Annotated in this window: 15 protein-coding genes; 8 read left to right on the top strand and 7 right to left on the bottom strand. The window is 73.1% G+C overall.

The window, feature by feature from the left end; genetic code table 11:
* The first annotated feature begins 25 nt into the window (after positions 1-25).
* The 3 genes from ACZ6MA_RS10410 (at position 26) to ACZ6MA_RS10400 (ending at position 4,882) form a co-directional block, all read left to right on the top strand.
* Positions 26-1,423 (top strand): 8-oxoguanine deaminase, encoded by a 1,398-nt coding sequence (locus tag ACZ6MA_RS10410; RefSeq protein WP_469432663.1) that lies wholly within the window; start codon positions 26-28, stop codon positions 1,421-1,423.
* A 422-nt stretch (positions 1,424-1,845) separates the two neighbouring features.
* Complete coding sequence (locus ACZ6MA_RS10405; RefSeq protein ID WP_469432662.1) at positions 1,846-3,264, top strand: nucleobase:cation symporter-2 family protein; 1,419 nt, start codon at positions 1,846-1,848, stop codon at positions 3,262-3,264.
* 106 nt (positions 3,265-3,370) lie between these two features.
* Positions 3,371-4,882 (top strand): YfcC family protein, encoded by a 1,512-nt coding sequence (locus tag ACZ6MA_RS10400; protein ID WP_469432660.1) that lies wholly within the window; start codon positions 3,371-3,373, stop codon positions 4,880-4,882.
* A 30-nt stretch (positions 4,883-4,912) separates the two neighbouring features.
* Here the strand turns inward: ACZ6MA_RS10400 and aceB are convergent, their stop codons facing one another.
* Complete coding sequence (aceB, locus tag ACZ6MA_RS10395) at positions 4,913-6,538, bottom strand: malate synthase A (protein WP_469432659.1); 1,626 nt, start codon at positions 6,536-6,538, stop codon at positions 4,913-4,915.
* Between the two features lie 234 nt (positions 6,539-6,772).
* The gene (locus ACZ6MA_RS10390; RefSeq protein ID WP_469432658.1) at positions 6,773-7,414 is read right to left on the bottom strand and encodes a nucleotidyltransferase family protein; all 642 of its coding nucleotides are present in this window, start codon (positions 7,412-7,414) and stop codon (positions 6,773-6,775) included.
* Positions 7,415-7,610: 196 nt separating this feature from the next.
* Here ACZ6MA_RS10390 and ACZ6MA_RS10385 point away from each other — a divergent pair, with 196 nt between their 5' ends.
* Complete coding sequence (locus tag ACZ6MA_RS10385) at positions 7,611-8,090, top strand: DUF5955 family protein (RefSeq protein WP_469432657.1); 480 nt, start codon at positions 7,611-7,613, stop codon at positions 8,088-8,090.
* A gap of 628 nt (positions 8,091-8,718) precedes the next feature.
* Here ACZ6MA_RS10385 and ACZ6MA_RS10380 read toward each other — a convergent pair.
* Positions 8,719-9,507, bottom strand: a complete 789-nt coding sequence (locus tag ACZ6MA_RS10380) for an IclR family transcriptional regulator (protein WP_469432655.1) — start codon at positions 9,505-9,507, stop codon at positions 8,719-8,721.
* Between the two features lie 270 nt (positions 9,508-9,777).
* On the opposite strand from ACZ6MA_RS10380, the gene allB reads away from it, so the two are divergent.
* Positions 9,778-11,121 carry an allantoinase AllB gene (gene allB / locus ACZ6MA_RS10375; protein WP_469432654.1) on the top strand — a complete coding sequence of 448 codons (1,344 nt, stop codon included), beginning with the start codon at positions 9,778-9,780 and terminating at the stop codon, positions 11,119-11,121.
* A complete protein-coding gene (alc, locus tag ACZ6MA_RS10370) occupies positions 11,118-12,269 on the top strand; it encodes an allantoicase (protein ID WP_469432652.1) in 1,152 nt (383 codons plus the stop codon). The genes allB and alc overlap by 4 nt, the downstream gene beginning before the upstream one ends.
* Here alc and ACZ6MA_RS10365 read toward each other — a convergent pair.
* From ACZ6MA_RS10365 to ACZ6MA_RS10350, 4 genes are all read right to left on the bottom strand, one after another.
* Positions 12,244-12,828 carry a GNAT family N-acetyltransferase gene (locus tag ACZ6MA_RS10365; RefSeq protein ID WP_469432651.1) on the bottom strand — a complete coding sequence of 195 codons (585 nt, stop codon included), beginning with the start codon at positions 12,826-12,828 and terminating at the stop codon, positions 12,244-12,246. The two genes, alc and ACZ6MA_RS10365, sit on opposite strands and share 26 nt — an antisense overlap.
* A 21-nt stretch (positions 12,829-12,849) precedes the next feature.
* Complete coding sequence (locus ACZ6MA_RS10360) at positions 12,850-13,512, bottom strand: heme oxygenase-like domain-containing protein (protein WP_469432650.1); 663 nt, start codon at positions 13,510-13,512, stop codon at positions 12,850-12,852.
* A gap of 86 nt (positions 13,513-13,598) precedes the next feature.
* The gene (locus ACZ6MA_RS10355) at positions 13,599-13,796 is read right to left on the bottom strand and encodes a DUF6126 family protein (RefSeq protein ID WP_469432648.1); all 198 of its coding nucleotides are present in this window, start codon (positions 13,794-13,796) and stop codon (positions 13,599-13,601) included.
* A complete protein-coding gene (locus ACZ6MA_RS10350; protein WP_469432647.1) occupies positions 13,793-14,464 on the bottom strand; it encodes a helix-turn-helix domain-containing protein in 672 nt (223 codons plus the stop codon). Before ACZ6MA_RS10350 ends, ACZ6MA_RS10355 begins: the two co-directional genes overlap by 4 nt.
* Positions 14,465-14,647: 183 nt before the next feature.
* Here ACZ6MA_RS10350 and ACZ6MA_RS10345 point away from each other — a divergent pair, with 183 nt between their 5' ends.
* Both ACZ6MA_RS10345 and ACZ6MA_RS10340 read left to right on the top strand, forming a co-directional pair.
* On the top strand, positions 14,648-15,067 hold the full coding sequence (locus ACZ6MA_RS10345; protein WP_469432646.1) for a guanyl-specific ribonuclease: 420 nt from the start codon (positions 14,648-14,650) through the stop codon (positions 15,065-15,067).
* Between the two features lie 574 nt (positions 15,068-15,641).
* Complete coding sequence (locus ACZ6MA_RS10340; RefSeq protein WP_469432644.1) at positions 15,642-16,370, top strand: bifunctional 4-hydroxy-2-oxoglutarate aldolase/2-dehydro-3-deoxy-phosphogluconate aldolase; 729 nt, start codon at positions 15,642-15,644, stop codon at positions 16,368-16,370.
* Positions 16,371-16,385 lie beyond the last annotated feature (15 nt).

The raw sequence follows: 16,385 nt of genomic DNA, 5'->3' as shown, positions 1-16,385 counted from the left end.
CACCCCCGACGGAACGAGGACCACCATGGCAGCCGCCCCGGACCCCGACGGCGCGACGACGCGCGTCGTCATCGAGAACTGCGCCATAGCCACCGTCGACGCGCACGACACCGAGTACGCCTCGGGTCATGTCGTCGTCGGCGGCAACAGAATCGAATCGGTGGGCCCGGGGGCGGCCCCCCAGGGCCTCGCGGGGGTCGTCCGGCGCGTCGACGGCACCGGTCATCTGCTCACCCCCGGCCTCGTCAACACCCACCACCACTTCTACCAGTGGCTCACCCGCGGCCTCGCCCAGGACGCGGGCCTCTTCGACTGGCTCGTCGCCCTCTACCCCACCTGGTCGCGCATCGACGAGGACATGGTCTACGCGGCCGCCCGCGGCTCCCTGGCCATGATGGTCCGCGGTGGTGTCACCACCGCCATGGACCACCACTACGTCTTCCCGCGCGGGGCCGGCGACCTGCTCGGTGCCGAGATCCGGGCCGCCCGGGAGCTGGGCGTACGGTTCTGCCCCACCCGCGGCTCGATGGACCGGGGGCAGTCGGCCGGGGGGCTGCCGCCGGACTTCGCGGTGGAGACCACCGAGGCGGCGCTCCGCGCGACCGAGGAGGCCATCGACACCCACCACGACGCGAGCTTCGGCTCGATGCTGAGGATCGGGGTCGCCCCCTGCTCGCCGTTCTCCGTCTCCACCGAACTCCTGCGGGAGTCGGCGGCGCTGGCCCGGCGCAAGGGCGTCCGGCTGCACACGCACGGCTCCGAGACGGTCGAGGAGGAGCGGTTCTGCAAGGAACTGTTCGGCATGGGGCCGACCGACTACTTCGCCTCCACCGGCTGGCTCGGCGACGACGTGTGGATGGCCCACTGCGTCCACATGAACGACGCCGACATCGCGGCCTTCGCCCGCACCGGCACGGGCGTGGCCCACTGCCCTTCCTCCAACGCCCGGCTCGGGGCCGGTACCGCCCGGGTCCCCGCCATGCTGAAGGCGGGCGTCCCCGTCGGGCTCGGCGTCGACGGCACCGCCTCCAACGAGTCCGGCGAACTGCACACCGAACTGCGCAACGCCCTCCTCGTCCACCGACTGGCGGGCGGCGAGGGGGCGTTGGGCGTCCGGCAGGCCTTGCGGCTGGGCACCCACGGCGGTGCGCGGGTGCTCGGGCGGGAGGACGAGACGGGCTCGCTGGAGCCCGGCAAACTCGCCGACCTCGTGCTGTGGAAGCTCGACGGCCTCGGCCACTCCACCATCGCCGACCCGGTCGCCGCGCTCGTCCTCGGCGCCGCCGCCCCCGTCACCCTCTCCCTGGTCAACGGCAAGCCCGTCGTCGAGGACGGCCGGCTCGTCACCGCCGACGAGGACACCATCGCCCGCGAGGCACGGCGGGAGGCCCGCCGCCTCGCCCGCATCGCCGCCGCGCACTGAGACCCGGCCATCGCGCGAGGCTCCCCAGACTCGGCCGAGGGGGACGGCCCTCAGCCGGGGCCCGTGGGTCCCACCGGGACCCACGGGCAGCGTGTGGCGGGGCGCTGCGGGCCGCCGTGTGTGCGCCTCCGCTGCGCGGCGGTGTCCTCAATCTCCCCCAGCTACCGCCGGGAGGTGCCCCCAGCGGGCTGGATTGGGCTGAGCCCAGCTGAAACCAAGCCCGTCCGGCGTTTGAGGACGCGCCCGCAGGGCGCTCGCCGCCGCAGGCGGCACAGACGGCCCGCAGCCGAAGGTTCCGCCGGCCAGGCGAGAGGCGCTCGCCGCCGCAGGCGGCACGGCCCCGCCGTCGGCAGGACGAACCGCAGCCCGAAGATCCGCCGGCCAGGCGACAGGCGACACAAGACGCGACAGGAGGAACCAACGTGGCCGCAGCGCCCAGGTCCACCGAGCCAAGCCCCCTACCGGCGACCGAGGACGGTGACGTCCACCCCGTGGACCGGGTGCCCCGCCCGGGCCGGCTGATCGCCACCGGCTTCCAGCACGTCGCCGCCAGCTACGCGGGCGTCGTCGCACCCCCGCTCGTCCTCGGCGCCTACCTCGGGCTCTCCCCCCTGGAGATCACCTTCCTGGTGGGCGCCTCCCTCTTCACGGCCGGCCTCGCGACCCTCCTGCAGACGATCGGGTTCTGGAAGGTCGGGGCCAGGATGCCGTTCGTCAACGGCGTCTCCTTCGCGGGCGTCGCCCCGATGATCGCCATCGCCGACACCCAGACCGACAAGCGGGACGCCCTCCCGGTCATCTTCGGAGCCGTCATCGTGGCCGGCGCGCTCGGCTTCCTCCTCGCCCCCTACTTCTGCAGGCTCGTCCGCTTCTTCCCGCCCATCGTCAGCGGGACCGTCATCACCCTCATCGGCGTCACCTTGTTACCGGTCTCCTTCGGCTGGATACAGGGCGGCCACCCGGAGAAGCCCACCTCCCTGACCAATCTCGGCCTGGCCGGTGCCACCTTGCTGATCGTGCTGGTCCTGCGACGGCTGTTACGCGGCTTCCTCCAGCAGATCGCGATCCTGCTCGGCCTGATCGCCGGCACCCTCGTGGCGATCCCGGCCGGGGTCGTCGACTTCACCGCCACCCGGCACGCCGCCGTCGTCGGCTTCCCGGCGCCGTTCCACTTCGGCGCCCCCCGGTTCGAGGTCGCCGCCATCGTCTCCATGTGCATCCTCATGCTGGTCTGCATGACCGAGAGCACCGCCGACATGCTCGCGCTCGGCGAGATCGTGGGCCGTGCGGCGGACGAGAAGGTCATCGCGGGCGGGCTGCGCGCCGACACGCTCGGCACCGCGCTGAGCCCCCTCTTCAACGGCTTCGCCAACAGCGCCTTCGCCCAGAACGTCGGTCTGGTCGCCCTCACCAGGGTGCGCAGCCGCTACACCGTCGCCGTCTGCGGTCTGATGTTCGTCCTGCTGGGGCTGAGCCCCGTCTTCGCCTCGCTCATCGCCGTCGTGCCGCAGCCGGTGCTCGGCGGCGCGGGCATCGTGCTCTTCGGCACGGTCGCGGCCAGCGGCGTCAACGTTCTGCGCACGGCGGGGCTGGAACAGGGCGACAATCTGCTGATCGCCGCCACCTCGCTGGGCATGGGCCTGATCCCGGTGGTCTCCAAGACCTTCTACGACAACACCGCCATCCCCGAGACCCTGAAGATCATCCTTGATTCGGGGGTCAGCGCCGGGTGTCTCACGGCCGTCGTCCTCAACCTCGCCTTCAACCACCTCGGCCACCGGCGCACGCGCCCCGCCCCGGAGGCGGTGGTGGCGGAGCAGCCGGTGCCGGTCGTGCGCTGATCCACCGCCGGTACGGGCGCCTCCGTGCGTGGCGGCTAGGGAGAGCCTCCGCATTACGCCACAATCAAGGCGAAAACCACCCGTCAGTGCGGAGAGGGGTTCCGGCGTGGACCGCGATGCCGAGGGGGAGCCCGAGGAGAGACGCGGCTTCGTCTTCCCCAGTGCCCTGACCGTCCTCGCGGCCGTGACCGTCGCCGTGTGGATCCTCGCCTTCGTCATCCCCTCCGGGGTGTACAAACGCGACGCGGACGGCAACCCGCTCCAGGGCACCTACCACCGCGAGCCGGCGCCCGGTGACTTCACCCACCGGCTCGGCGAGCTGTTCCTGTCCCCGGTCAACGGCCTCTACGGCGTGCGCGACGGCGCCACCGGCCAGGTCGCCCCGGACGCCGCCGGGCAGTTGTACGGCAGCGCCGGCGTCTTCCTCTTCGTCCTGGCCATCGGCGCGTTCATCACCGTCGTCTTCGCCACCGGCGCCCTGGACCGCGGCATCGAACGGCTCGCCCACCGGCTGCGCACCCGCGGCGCGCTGCTGATCGCGGCCGTCATGACCGTCTTCTCCCTGCTCGGCACGGTGGAGGGCTTCGCCGAGGAGACCCTCGGCTTCTACGGGCTGATCGTGCCGCTCATGCTGGCTCTCGGCTACGACCGCATGGTCGCCACCGGCACGATCATCCTCGGCGCGGGCGTCGGTGTGCTCGCCTCCACGGTCAACCCGTTCGCCACCGGGGTGGCCTCGTCGGCCGCCGACGTCTCGCTGGGCGACGGGATCGCGCTGCGCTTCGCGATGTGGGCGGTCCTCACCGGCGTGACCATCGGCTACGTCGTGCGGTACGCCCACCGGGTGCGCACCGACCCGGCCCGCTCCCTGGTCGGCTTCCGCCCGGGCGACCGTGAACTGGCGGCCGCGGCGGTGGAACCCCCGCGGCTCACGGGCCTGCACCAAGCGGTGCTCGCCGTGGTCGCACTGGTCTTCACCTTCATGATCTTCTCGGTGATCCCCTGGGCGAGCGCCCTCACGGGCGACGCCGATGCCACACCCTACGCCTGGGAACTGGGCTGGTCCTTCGCGCAGTTGGCGGCGCTGTTCATCACGGCCGCGGTATTGGTCGGGCTCGTCGCCCGGCTGGGGGAGCAGCGGCTCAGTGCCACGATCGCACAGGGCGCGGCGGACTTCATCGCACCCGCCCTCGTGATCGTCCTCGCCCGGGGCATCACGGTGATCATGAACAACTCGAAGATCATCGATACGGTGCTGCACTCCATCGAGGGCGTGGTCTCCGGCACCCCGGCGGCGCTCTTCGGGGTCATGGTCTACCTCGTGAACCTGCCGCTGGCCTTCCTGATCCCCTCGACCTCCGGCCACGCCACCCTCGCGATGCCCATCCTCGCGCCGCTCGCGGACTTCGCCGACGTCTCACGGGCGGTGGTCGTCACGGCCTGGCAGGCGGCGAGCGGCTGGATGAACCTGTGGGTGCCGACGACCGCCGTCGTCATGGGCGGGGTGGCCCTGGCCAAGGTCGGCTACGACAAGTACCTGCGGTTCGTCTGGCCGCTGCTGGCGATCCTGGCCGTCCTCATTTGCGGCTTCGTGGCACTGGGCGCGGCCATGAGCTGACGGCCGCGCCCGGCGCGGGCCACCGGCCGGTCAGTCCAGCAGTTCGTAGGCCGGCAGGGTGAGGAAGTCCGCGTAGTCCTCGTCGAGGGCGACCTTCAGCAGCAGATCGTGGGCCTCCTGCCAACGCCCGGCGGCGAAGGCGTCCGGGCCGGCCTCGGCACGGACGGCCGCGAGTTCCTCGGCCGCGACCTCGCGGACCAGCTCGGCGGTGGCCTTGCGGCCGTTGTCGAAGACGACACCCGCGTTGATCCACTGCCAGATCTGGGAGCGGGAGATCTCGGCGGTGGCCGCGTCCTCCATGAGGTTGAAGATGGCGACGGCACCCAGACCGCGCAGCCACGCCTCGATGTAGCGGACGCCCACCTGGACGGCGTTGCGCAGTCCTTCGTAGGTGGGCTTCGCCTCCAGCGAGTCGACGGCGATGAGTTCCCCGGCACCGACGCGGACGTCCTCACGCAACCGGTCCTTCTGGTGCGGCCGTTCGCCGAGGACCGCGTCGAAGGAGGCGCGGGCGACGGGCACGAGGTCGGGGTGGGCGACCCAGGACCCGTCGAAACCGTCGCGCGCCTCACGGTCCTTGTCGGCCTTGACCTTCTGGAGGGCGACCTCGTTGACCTCCGGGTCCTTGCGGGAGGGGATGAAGGCGGCCATGCCGCCGATGGCGTGCGCGCCGCGCTTGTGGCAGGTGCGCACCAGCAGTTCGGTGTACGCGCGCATGAACGGCGCCGTCATCGTCACGGCGTTGCGGTCGGGGAGGACGAACCGCGCCCCGCCGTCACGGAAGTTCTTGACGATGGAGAAGAGGTAGTCCCAGCGCCCGGCGTTCAGCCCGGAGGCGTGCTCGCGCAGCTCGTAGAGGATCTCCTCCATCTCGTACGCCGCGGTGATCGTCTCGATCAGGACGGTCGCGCGCACGGTCCCCCGGGGGATGCCGAGGTGATCCTGGGCGAAGACGAAGACGTCGTTCCAGAGGCGGGCCTCCAGATGCGATTCGGTCTTGGGCAGATAGAAGTACGGGCCCTTGCCGAGGTCGGTCAGCCGTCGGGCGTTGTGGAAGAAGTACAGGCCGAAGTCGACGAGGGCGCCGGGGACGGGCCTGCCGTCGACGGTCAGGTGGCGCTCGTCGAGGTGCCAGCCACGCGGGCGCACGACGACGGTCGCGAGCTGATCGGCCGGTTTGAGGGCGTACGACTTGCCCTGTTCGCTGGTGAAGTCGATACGGCGCTCGTAGGCGTCGATCAGGTTGAGCTGGCCGCCGATGACGTTCTCCCAGGTGGGGGAGGAGGCGTCCTCGAAGTCGGCGAGCCAGACCCGGGCCCCCGAATTCAGGGCGTTGACGGTCATCTTCCGGTCCGTCGGGCCGGTGATCTCCACCCGGCGGTCGTCCAGCGCGGCCGGGGCGGGGGCGACGCGCCAGTCGGGGTCCTCGCGGACGGACGCGGTCCCGGGGAGGAAGTCGAGCGTTCCGGTGCGGGCGATCTCGGCGCGGCGGGCGGCGCGGCGGGCGAGCAACTCGTCGCGCCGGGGGGTGAACCGGCGGTGCAGGGCGGCGACGAAGGCGAGCGCCGCGTCGGTCAGGACCTCGCCCTGGCGGGCCGGGACGCGAGCGGGGCCGGCGACGACGGTGGCCAGCGGGGACGGCGCTGGTGCGGACATGGGCTGTCACTCCTTCAGCGGGCGGACGCCCCGGCCGCCGGGACGCTCGGTCTTACGGTTCACGGTGACGGCACGCGGTGCCAGTGGAGAATAGTTTTCTCATAGTGGAAGTTCAATGGTCCGTGGATGGCGAGAGATTTTCCGCCACGTCGGTTCCGGGGCCGCGCGGGGCCGGGTGGCGCTGGGTGCCACCTCACCCCCTCGCTCGGCGCTCACTCGGGGACCTCTCGCTGCTCAGTCGAGCAGCGAGAGGTCGTCCGGCGTGTCGATGTCGTCCGGCGCCGCGACGTCCGCGCACTCGACGAGCGTGACGGCCCCGGCGTGCTCCCGTAGATACGCGCGCGCTCCCCGGTCACCGGTGGCCACGGCCGCGACGCCCTCCCAGTGCCCTCGCGCGAACAGCACCGGGTGGCCCCGCTCGCCGTCGTACGCGGCGGCCACCAGGTCCGCGCCCGCCCGGTGCGCGGCCAGTACGCGGGCCACGGCGGCCGGTCCGATCCGGGGCTGGTCCACCAAGGTCACCAGCACGGCCGACGCGCCCGTGGGGGCCAGGGCGGCCAGCCCGGCCCGCAGCGAAGTCCCCATGCCCGCCGCCCAGTCGGGGTTGTCCACCACGGTCACGTCCGCCCCCGGCGGCCACGCCGGCCCCTCCCCCTCCCGCACCCGCGCCGCCCCCGCCCCGAGCACCACGCACAGCGGCCCGCAGCCGCCCTCGCGCAACACCCGGGCGGCATGCTCCACCAGCGGCCGGCCCCGGTACGCGAGCAGCGCCTTGGGCCGCCCGCCGAGCCGCCGCCCACCACCGGCCGCCAGCAGCAATCCGGCGACGGGCGCCGGCCCCGCCGTCGTGTCCGCCTCATCCGTCGTCTGTGCCATGGCTCTTGCTTACCGGATGTGTGCCGCGGGTTCATGCGACCGCGGTCCGATGTGCGGTGGACAGCCGTTTGTCACCCGTACGTGAGCGCGCGGCCTGAATTTCGCTGTGAGTGTGGCGCTCCGCACGGAAAGTGGCGTTAACTGATCCGCGCGACCGGGTGGGAGGGGGAGAACCGTGGCGGAAGGCGCCGTTGTGGTGGAAGAGGAGCGAGCGGGCCGGATCGGCGACGACCCGAGGGTCGGCGAGCTGCGTGCCGCGGTGTCCCGGCTGCGCCGGGCGCTCGCCGCGCACCCCGCGCGGTTACCCGACCGGGACGCCGCCGAGGACGAACTGGCCGCCCTGGACGCCATGGCCCGCGCGGGCACACCCGAAGTCCCCCGGCTGCGCCGCTCGCTGCTGCTGGTCGCGGGCGCGGTGGGCTCGGTCAGCGCCCTGGCCCAGGCCCTCGGCGAGGTCCGCGCGGCGGTCGACAGCTTCGGCGAACAGCCGGGCACGGTGCCCCGGCAATACCGCCGGGATCCGGCGCGGGATCCGATGCGGGACGCGGTGCCGGAGCCGATGCCGGACCTGGCACCGGAGCCGATGCCGGGCCCCCTGCCGGACCCGTCTGCACCGGAACCGCTGCGCGCCGCGGCGGAGATCCCCCGCCCGCGCGAGGCCCCCGACGGGGCGTGAACGGCCCGGGCCGGGAGGCCCGATGCCGAACGCCGATGACGGCGAGTCGCTTGGTCCCCGGGCGGCGGCCGCGGTGTCGCCTTCCGCGAGGCCTCCGACGGGCGTGAACGCCCCGGGACCGGAGGCCCGATGCCGAACGCCGATGACGGCGTGAGTCGCTTCGCCCCCGGGTGGCGGGCAGTGCCGACGCGGATTCGCGGCGGCGGCCGCGGTGTCGCCTCCCGCGAGGCCCTCGACGGGGCGTCGACGCCCCGGGGCCGGGAGCCCGATGCCGAACGCCGATGACGGCGAGTCGCTTGGTCCCTGGGCGGCGACTGCGGTGTCGCCTTCCGCGAGACCCCCGGCGGGCGTGAACGCCCAAGGGCCCGGCGGCCCGATGTCGAACGCCGATGACGGCGAGTCGCTTGGTCCCCGGGCGGCGGCCGCGGTGTCGCCTCCCGCGAGGCCCCCGACGGGGCGTGAGCGACCAGGCGTCCACCGGCCGACGCCCGCCGGAGCGTGGTTCATCTTCAAGCGGCAGGCGGCAGGCGGCAGGCGGCAGGCGGCAGGCGGCACGCGGCACGCGGCACGCGGCAGGCGGAACGCGGAACCCGCCGGGACGGCGGGCGGCGGGCGGCGTCCGTTTCCCTCAGGCGGAAGCCGACTTGCTGGCGAGGGCCACCGACAGTTCGGCCGCGACCTCCTGGAGGACGGGCACGATCTTTTCCACGGCGGCCTCCGTGACCCGGCCCGCCGGGCCGGAGATGGAGAGGGCCGCGGCCGTGGGGGAGTCGGGCACCGGGACCGCCAGGCAACGGACCCCGATCTCCTGCTCGTTGTCGTCGACCGCGTAACCCGTCTCGCGAACCCGGGCCAGGGCCTCCAGGAAGCCCTCGGGCGTCGTGATGGTCTTCTCCGTGGCCGCCGGCATGCCCGTACGCACCAGCAGCGCGCGGACATCGTCGTCGGCGGCCTGGGCGAGCAGTGCCTTGCCGACACCCGTGGAGTGCGGCAGCACCCGACGGCCGACCTCGGTGAACATCCGCATCGAGTGCCGCGAGGGCACCTGCGCGACGTAGACGACCTCGTCACCGTCGAGCAGCGCCATGTTCGCGGTCTCGCCGGTCTCCTCGACCAGCCGGGCGAGATACGGGCGTGCCCAGACGCCGAGCAGCCGGGAGGCGCTCTCGCCGAGCCGGATCAGCCGGGGGCCCAGCGCGTAGCGGCGGTTGGGCTGCTGGCGGACGTAGCCGCAGGCGACCAGCGTGCGCATCAGCCGGTGGATGGTGGGCAGCGGCAACCCGCTGCTCGCGGAAAGTTCGCTCAGCCCGACCTCGCCCCCGGCGTCCGCCATCCGCTCCAGCAGATCGAAGGCGCGCTCCAGCGACTGGACGCCTCCGGTGGGCGAGGCGGCTTTGGGCTCGGCGGACGAGGGCACGGCACGGGTCCTTCCGGGAGGCGTGGGAGAGCAGCCTACCGGCAGGCCCCCGGCCGCACTACGCGTCGTTTTGCGTGACGGAAGGATTCTTCCGTGCAACGGAAGGCGTCGACGGGGTCGGCCGAACGGCGGCCGAACCCGGGTGAACCCCCGACAGGTCTTGACGCGGCTGTGACACGAATGAAGACTGCCACCCACCTGGTTCAACAGAACGTTGAAAAACGCGCACTCGTCCGACACTCGTCCGACGCCGGAATGCGAGGAGATGCCGTGCCCGAGGTGGAGTTGGTCCTGCGCTCGACCCGCGTCGTCACGCCGGAGGGCACCCGCCCCGCCTCCGTCGCCGTCGCCGCCGGCCGGATCACGGCCGTCCTGCCCTACCGGGGCCCGACCCCAGCGGGTGCCCGCGTCGTGGACCTGGGGGAGGACGCCCTGCTGCCCGGGCTCGTCGACACCCACGTCCATGTGAACGACCCCGGCCGCACGGAGTGGGAGGGGTTCGCCGCCGCCACCCGGGCGGCCGCCGCCGGAGGCGTCACCACCCTCGTGGACATGCCCCTCAACAGCGTCCCGCCCACCACCACCGTCGCCCACCTGCGCGTCAAACAAGAGGTGGCGCGCCCCGCGGTCCATGTCGACGTCGGCTTCTGGGGCGGGGCGCTGCCCGGCAACGTGAGCGATCTGCGGCCCCTGCACGACGCCGGAGTCTTCGGCTTCAAGGCCTTCCTCTCGCCGTCCGGGGTCGAGGAGTTCCCCCATCTGAGCCGCGCCGACCTGGCCACCGTGGCCGGTGAGATCGCCGCGTTCGACGGGCTGCTGATCGTGCACGCCGAGGACCCCGCCCACCTGGCGAGCGCCCCCCAGCGCGGTGGGCCGCGCTACGCCGACTTCCTCGCCTCCCGCCCCCGCGCCGCCGAGAACGACGCGATCGCCGCGCTCGTCGACGTCGCCCGGCGACAGGACGTACGGGTGCACATCCTGCACCTGTCGTCGTCCGACGCGCTGCCGGTGATCGCCGCGGCAAAGGCCGCGGGCGTACGCATCACCGTCGAGACCTGCCCGCACTTCCTCACCCTCACCGCCGAGGAAGTGCCCGACGGGGCCACCGAGTTCAAGTGCTGCCCGCCCATCCGCGAGGCGGCCAACCAGGACGCCCTGTGGCAGGGCCTCGCCGACGGAACCATCGACTGCGTCGTCTCCGACCACTCGCCCTGCACCACCGACCTCAAGGTCCCCGACTTCGCCAAGGCCTGGGGCGGCATCTCCTCCCTGCAACTCGGCCTGCCGGCCCTGTGGACCGAGGCCCGCCGGCGCGGCCACTCGCTCACCGACGTGGCCCGCTGGACGGCCACCGCACCGGCCGCCCTCGCGGGCCTCGCGCACAAAGGCGCCATCGAAGCCGGCCGTGACGCCGACTTCGCCGTCCTCGCCCCCGACGACACCTTCACGGTCGACCCGGCCGGGCTCCACCACCGCAACCCCACCACCGCCTACGCCGGGAGGACGCTGAGCGGCGTCGTACGGTCGACGTGGCTGCGAGGCCACCGGACAGCCGACCACGGCACCCCCGGCGCCCCCACCGGCCGACTACTGGAGAGGCAGCGCAGCACATGAGCGGCACCCCCGCGAACCCCGCCCTTCCGTCCTTCACCGGTGACGCGCGCCCGTACCCGGGCGGCGACCCCTACGCCGACTACCGCACGGCCGCCTTCGACTTCACCCACCTGCCCGACCTCGCCGACCGCCGGCTGGGCGCGGGCGTGCTCGCCGCCAACGACGAGTTCTTCGCCGAGCGCGAGAACCTCCTCAACCCCGAGGCCGCCCGCTTCGACCCCGAGCACTTCGGCCACAAGGGCAAAGTCATGGACGGCTGGGAGACCCGCCGCCGCCGCGGTACCGGCGCCGACACCCCGCACCCCACGGACGACGATCACGACTGGGCACTGATACGGCTCGGCGCGCCCGGCGTCGTGCGCGGCATCGTCGTCGACACCGCCCACTTCCGCGGCAACCACCCCCAGGCCGTCAGCATCGAGGCCGCCACCGTCACCGGCACGCCCTCCGCCGAGGAACTACTCGCCGCCGACGTCAAGTGGACCGTCCTCGTCCCGCGCACCCCCGTCGGCGGCCACGCCGCCAACGGCTTCGCCGTCCGCGACCCCCGGCGCTTCACCCACCTCCGGCTCAACCAGCACCCCGACGGCGGCATCGCACGGCTCCGCGTCCACGGCGAGGTCGTCCCCGACCCCGCGTGGCTCGCCACCCTCGGCACCTTCGACCTCCTCGCGCTGGAGAACGGCGGCCGGGCCGAGGACGCCTCCGACCGCTTCTACTCCCCGCCCGTGCACTCCATCCAGCCGGGCCGGTCCCGCAAGATGGACGACGGCTGGGAGACCCGCCGCCGCCGTGACAAGGGCCACGACTGGGTCCGCTACCGCCTCGCCGAGCAGTCACTGCCACGCGCCGTCGAGATCGACACGGGCTGCTACAAAGGCAACGCGGCGGGCTGGGCCGCCCTGTCCGTACTCGACACCGCCACCGGCGCCGACCCGTGCGACCACACCACCGGCTGGACCGAGATCCTGCCCCGCACCCGCCTCCAGCCCGACACCATCCACCGCTTCGCCCTGGAGAAGGCCACCACGGCCACACATCTGCGGATCGACATCTACCCCGACGGCGGCATCGCCCGCCTGCGCCTGTACGGCTCACTCACGGAGGAAGGGGCCCGCCGCCTCACGGTGTCAGCGGACGGCTCATGAACAGGGCCTGCTCACCCTCCGAGGCGGTGCCCGCGTAGAGGGTGACGTCCAAGCCGCACAGGGTGAAACCCATCCGCCGGTACGCCCGCACCGCCGGGGCGTTCACCTGGCTGACCTCCAACCACGCCGTACGCGCGCCGATCCGGCGCCCGTGGTCGAGGGCGCGGTCCATGAGGCCGCGCCCGATGCCCCGGCCCCGGTGGCCGGGGGCGACCCGCACGTCGGCGATGACGAGCCGGCTGTTCCAGGCGCTGAACTCGGTGGTGATCGCACCGCACAGCGTGCCGTCACCGTCGAGCGCGACGACGACACGGGTGGCCGCGTCCCCACCGTCCTCGTCACCGTCCCCGGCCTCCGCCGCCTCCTCCTCTTCGTCGTCGGGGAAGACCTTGTGCAGCGGCGGGTCGACGGGCACCTCGCGCAGCCGGAATCCGTCGTCCGTGACCGTCACTTCGATGACCGCGTCCGTGGTGAAGGAGTTGTCGAGTGATTCGGCGGCGGCCGCTTCCCCGGCGCGGGCGGTCCGGTAGACGACGGAAGTGTGTTCGGTAGGCGTCATGCCGCCACCGTAGATCGTCGGTCAGGTCCCGGCGAGCGTGTTCCAGAACATCAGCTCGTAGTCCCGCAGCAGACGCCCGTAGCGCCGCGCCAGACGCTCCGAGACCAGCCCGGCGGCCAGACCGGCCCGGACGGCCGCCGACGACCGCTCCGCGCCCTCGGGCGCGGGCTCGGCGAAGAAGTCGAAGAAGCCGCACGCCGCGTCGTCGAACCCGTAGTGACGGCGCAAGGCCCGGCCGACGGTGGCGCAGTACCCTCCCCACGCCGCGAAGTTGGCGGTCAACGCCACGACCACGTCGACGGGTTCGGCGTGCAGGGCCAGCCAGGCCGTGTACGCCGGATACGCCTGGCAGCCGGCCAGCGGCTCGTACGCGCGCACCGCCGCCCGGTCCAGCCCGCAGGCGCCCGCCAGGGTCCCGAGCCGGTCCAGCGCGACGTCCTCGCCCTGGACCAGGGACGTGAAGAAGCCGGCCACCGCCGGCTGGGCCCCCGCCGCCCGCTCGGCCAGCCGCTGAAAGCTGCCCCGGTCACCGGTGATGACGTGGTGCTGCTCCAGCGCGAAGGCGGCGATCGCCTTCCGTGGCGCCGTGCCCGCCTCGATCAGCGGCACGAGCCTGTTCGCACCGTCGCCGGGCGCCGAATCGCGCACGGCGTCCGCCAGAACGTCCTCAGCCGTACGCGTCATCGCTGCCCCTCCCGGGTAGGACCGACCGGCACCGACGACCAGGCTCCCAGAAGATCGCGCCGTGGCGGCGCCGGGCGCCGGGCGTGTCACTTCGCCCCGGCGAGCCAGAAGATGAGGAAGAAGAACGCGACGATGAAGTGGACGGCCACCAGGTAGATGAAGACCCGGATGGTCATGCCCATCGGGGCCCGGTCCTCCTCGTTCCGCTTGCGTTCCACGGGACCGCGCCCGGGGTGGAGCACGGCCTCGTCGGTGGAGGCGCGCGTGATGTCGGCGTCGCTCATGGCATTCCCCTTCGGGTCGGTCCGGCGTCGCCGAGGCACAGCTCGGCCACACCGCTCTGCATCAGCGTGTGCATGAACAGCAGGTCCACCCCGCCGTGCGAGGCGGCGGCGATGCGGTGCGGGGTGAGCGAGTCGAAGTGGGCGGAGTCGCCCGGGCCGAGCAGATGCGCGGTCTCGCCGAGCGTCAGCCGGAGCCGCCCCTTCGTCACGTACAGCCATTCCTCGCCCGCGTGCACCCGCACCAGCTCGTCCTGGCCCCCGACCGCCGGCACGTGCAGCCGCAGCGCCTGCATGGCCCGGCCCGAGCCGCCGGCCCGCCAGTACGTCCAGCCGCCCGCCTCCTGGGGCTCCATCCGGTCCGCCCGCACGATGGGGTCCCGCTCCGCGGGCACCTCGCCCAGCACGTCGGATACCGTTGTTCCGTAAGTGCGGGCCAAGGCCAGCAGCATCGGCAGCGACGGTGTCCGACGGCCGGTCTCCAGCCGCGAGAGGTGGGCGGGGGAGAGGCCGGCCCGCGCGGCCGCGGTCTCCAGCGTCAGCGCGCTGCGCTTGCGCAGGGCCCGCAGCCGGGGGGCGACGTCGGGCAGTTGGCCGGCGGGTCCGTCGGGCGGGGCCGCCCCGGCCGCGGGGCCGGGTGGAGCGTCGGGCTGGTCGGGCGACTGGCTCATGGCTCCGGTATAGCCCTCTCTTGCCCGAGGGGCAAAAGTTTTGCCTCTGGGGCAAATCCGGCCCGAAAATGATGGGCACATCTTCCGGTTGCGGTGAACGCCCGGGTCATGCCGTGAACACCTGGGAAACAGTTGATCATCGGCGTTGACATGACATGTACCCGTCGCGCCATGCTGGTGGGTATGAGAACCCCCCACCGCCTCGCGCGCACCGCCGCCCTCGCCGTCCTGGCCTCGACGTTCCTGTTCGGCACCGCCGTCGCCGCCCCGGCCGCGACCACCGCCCCCGCCGCCCGGTCGACGGTCGCCGTGCGGACCGTCGGCGACGTCTGCTACTCCGCCCTGCCGGCCCAGGCCCACGACACCCTGCGTCTGATCGACGCCGGCGGCCCCTTCCCCTACCCGAAGGACGGGACCGTCTTCTCCAACCGCGAGAACGTGCTGCCGAAGCAGTCCGGCGGCTACTACCACGAGTACACCGTGAAGACCCCCGGCTCCCCGGACCGCGGTGCCCGCCGCATCGTCACCGGGCAGAAGGGCCAGGAGGACTACTACACCGGCGACCACTACGCGACCTTCAACCTGGTCGACCGCGCCTGCTGACGAAGCGGACCGCGACGGTCCCGTCAACGCCGGCACGAGAGTCCCGCCACCGCGCACGGTGGCGGGACTCTCCGCGTTCTCACACGCGTGACCGAGTCCCCCGGGCGGACCGTCGGAGGTGGCGCCCGGGGTCCGATTGTCAGCGCCTCCCGTTAACGTTTTGATAGGGGACGACGTTCGGGGAGGCGCTCGTGGCATCGGTGATGAAGGACCTGGAAGCGATCACCCACGAGGTCCTGCCCGGCATACCCGCCGGGTGCGCCGTCTGCGCCGCGCGGGGCGGGCGTCCGGGCCGCGTGGCCGGCTGACCCGCGCTACCCCGCGCACCGGGCCCCGACCGGCCCCGGCCGCCCGACGGCGGGCCCGCCGAAGACCTCCGCGGTCGCCCGCCGCGTCGTCAACTTCGCTGTTGACCACCCCTGTTGGTCCCGAAGAGCCATGCGCGATCCTCTTCGGGTCACATCAGCTTTCCTTGACGTTCCCTCTGGCCGGTCGGCCCGTACACCACGCATCTCCACAACTCCACATCTCCGCATCGACACCGTACGCACATCGAGAAGGGCGGCGAACTGCCGTGTACCGCTGGGAGATCACCGGAGCCGCGCTCGCGCAGCGCGTCCTCGCCGTCGTCCGCGGCGACAGCTACGACCAGGCCACGGCGACGGCCGGCACCCTGCTCTCCGCCGGCCTCACCAGCCTGGAGATATCGCTGGCCACGCCGTTCGCCCTGGAGGTCGTCACCACCCTGGCCCGGGAGGTCGGCGACGAGGCGCTCATCGGGGCGGGCGGCGTGCTGGACGCCCCCTCCGCGCGGATGGCGGTCGAGGCCGGTGCCCGCTTCCTCGTCTCGCCCAGCCTCGACGCCGAGGTCATCCGCACCGGACACCGCTACGGTGTGCCCGTCTTCCCCGGCGTCTCCACCCCCACCGAGATCGTCCGGGCCCTGGAGCTGGGCGCCGACGCCCTCAAGCTCTTCCCCGCCTCCGCCCACCACCCGGGCTGGATCGCGGACATCCGTGCCGCCCTGCCGCAGTCGGCGCTGCTGCCCACCGGCGGCATCACCGTCGACACCGCCCCCCAGTGGATCGCGGCCGGGGCCGTCGCCTGCGCGATGGGCTCCGTGCTCTCCGAAGGCGACCGCGACACCGTCGCCAAGCGCGCCGCCGACCTCCTGGGCCGGCTCGCCGACGCGGCCGATCCCGACTCCGCCCGCGAACACCCGGCCACCACCGGCCACTTCGACCCCGACGACGCCTTCGACACCGTCCCCGAGGCCCGTTCGGGGGCCTCGCGGGGACGATGATCCGACGAACACGTG

This window comes from Streptomyces sp. NPDC042259 (assembly GCF_055582085.1).
This window is presented reverse-complemented; position numbering and strand designations above follow the sequence as displayed.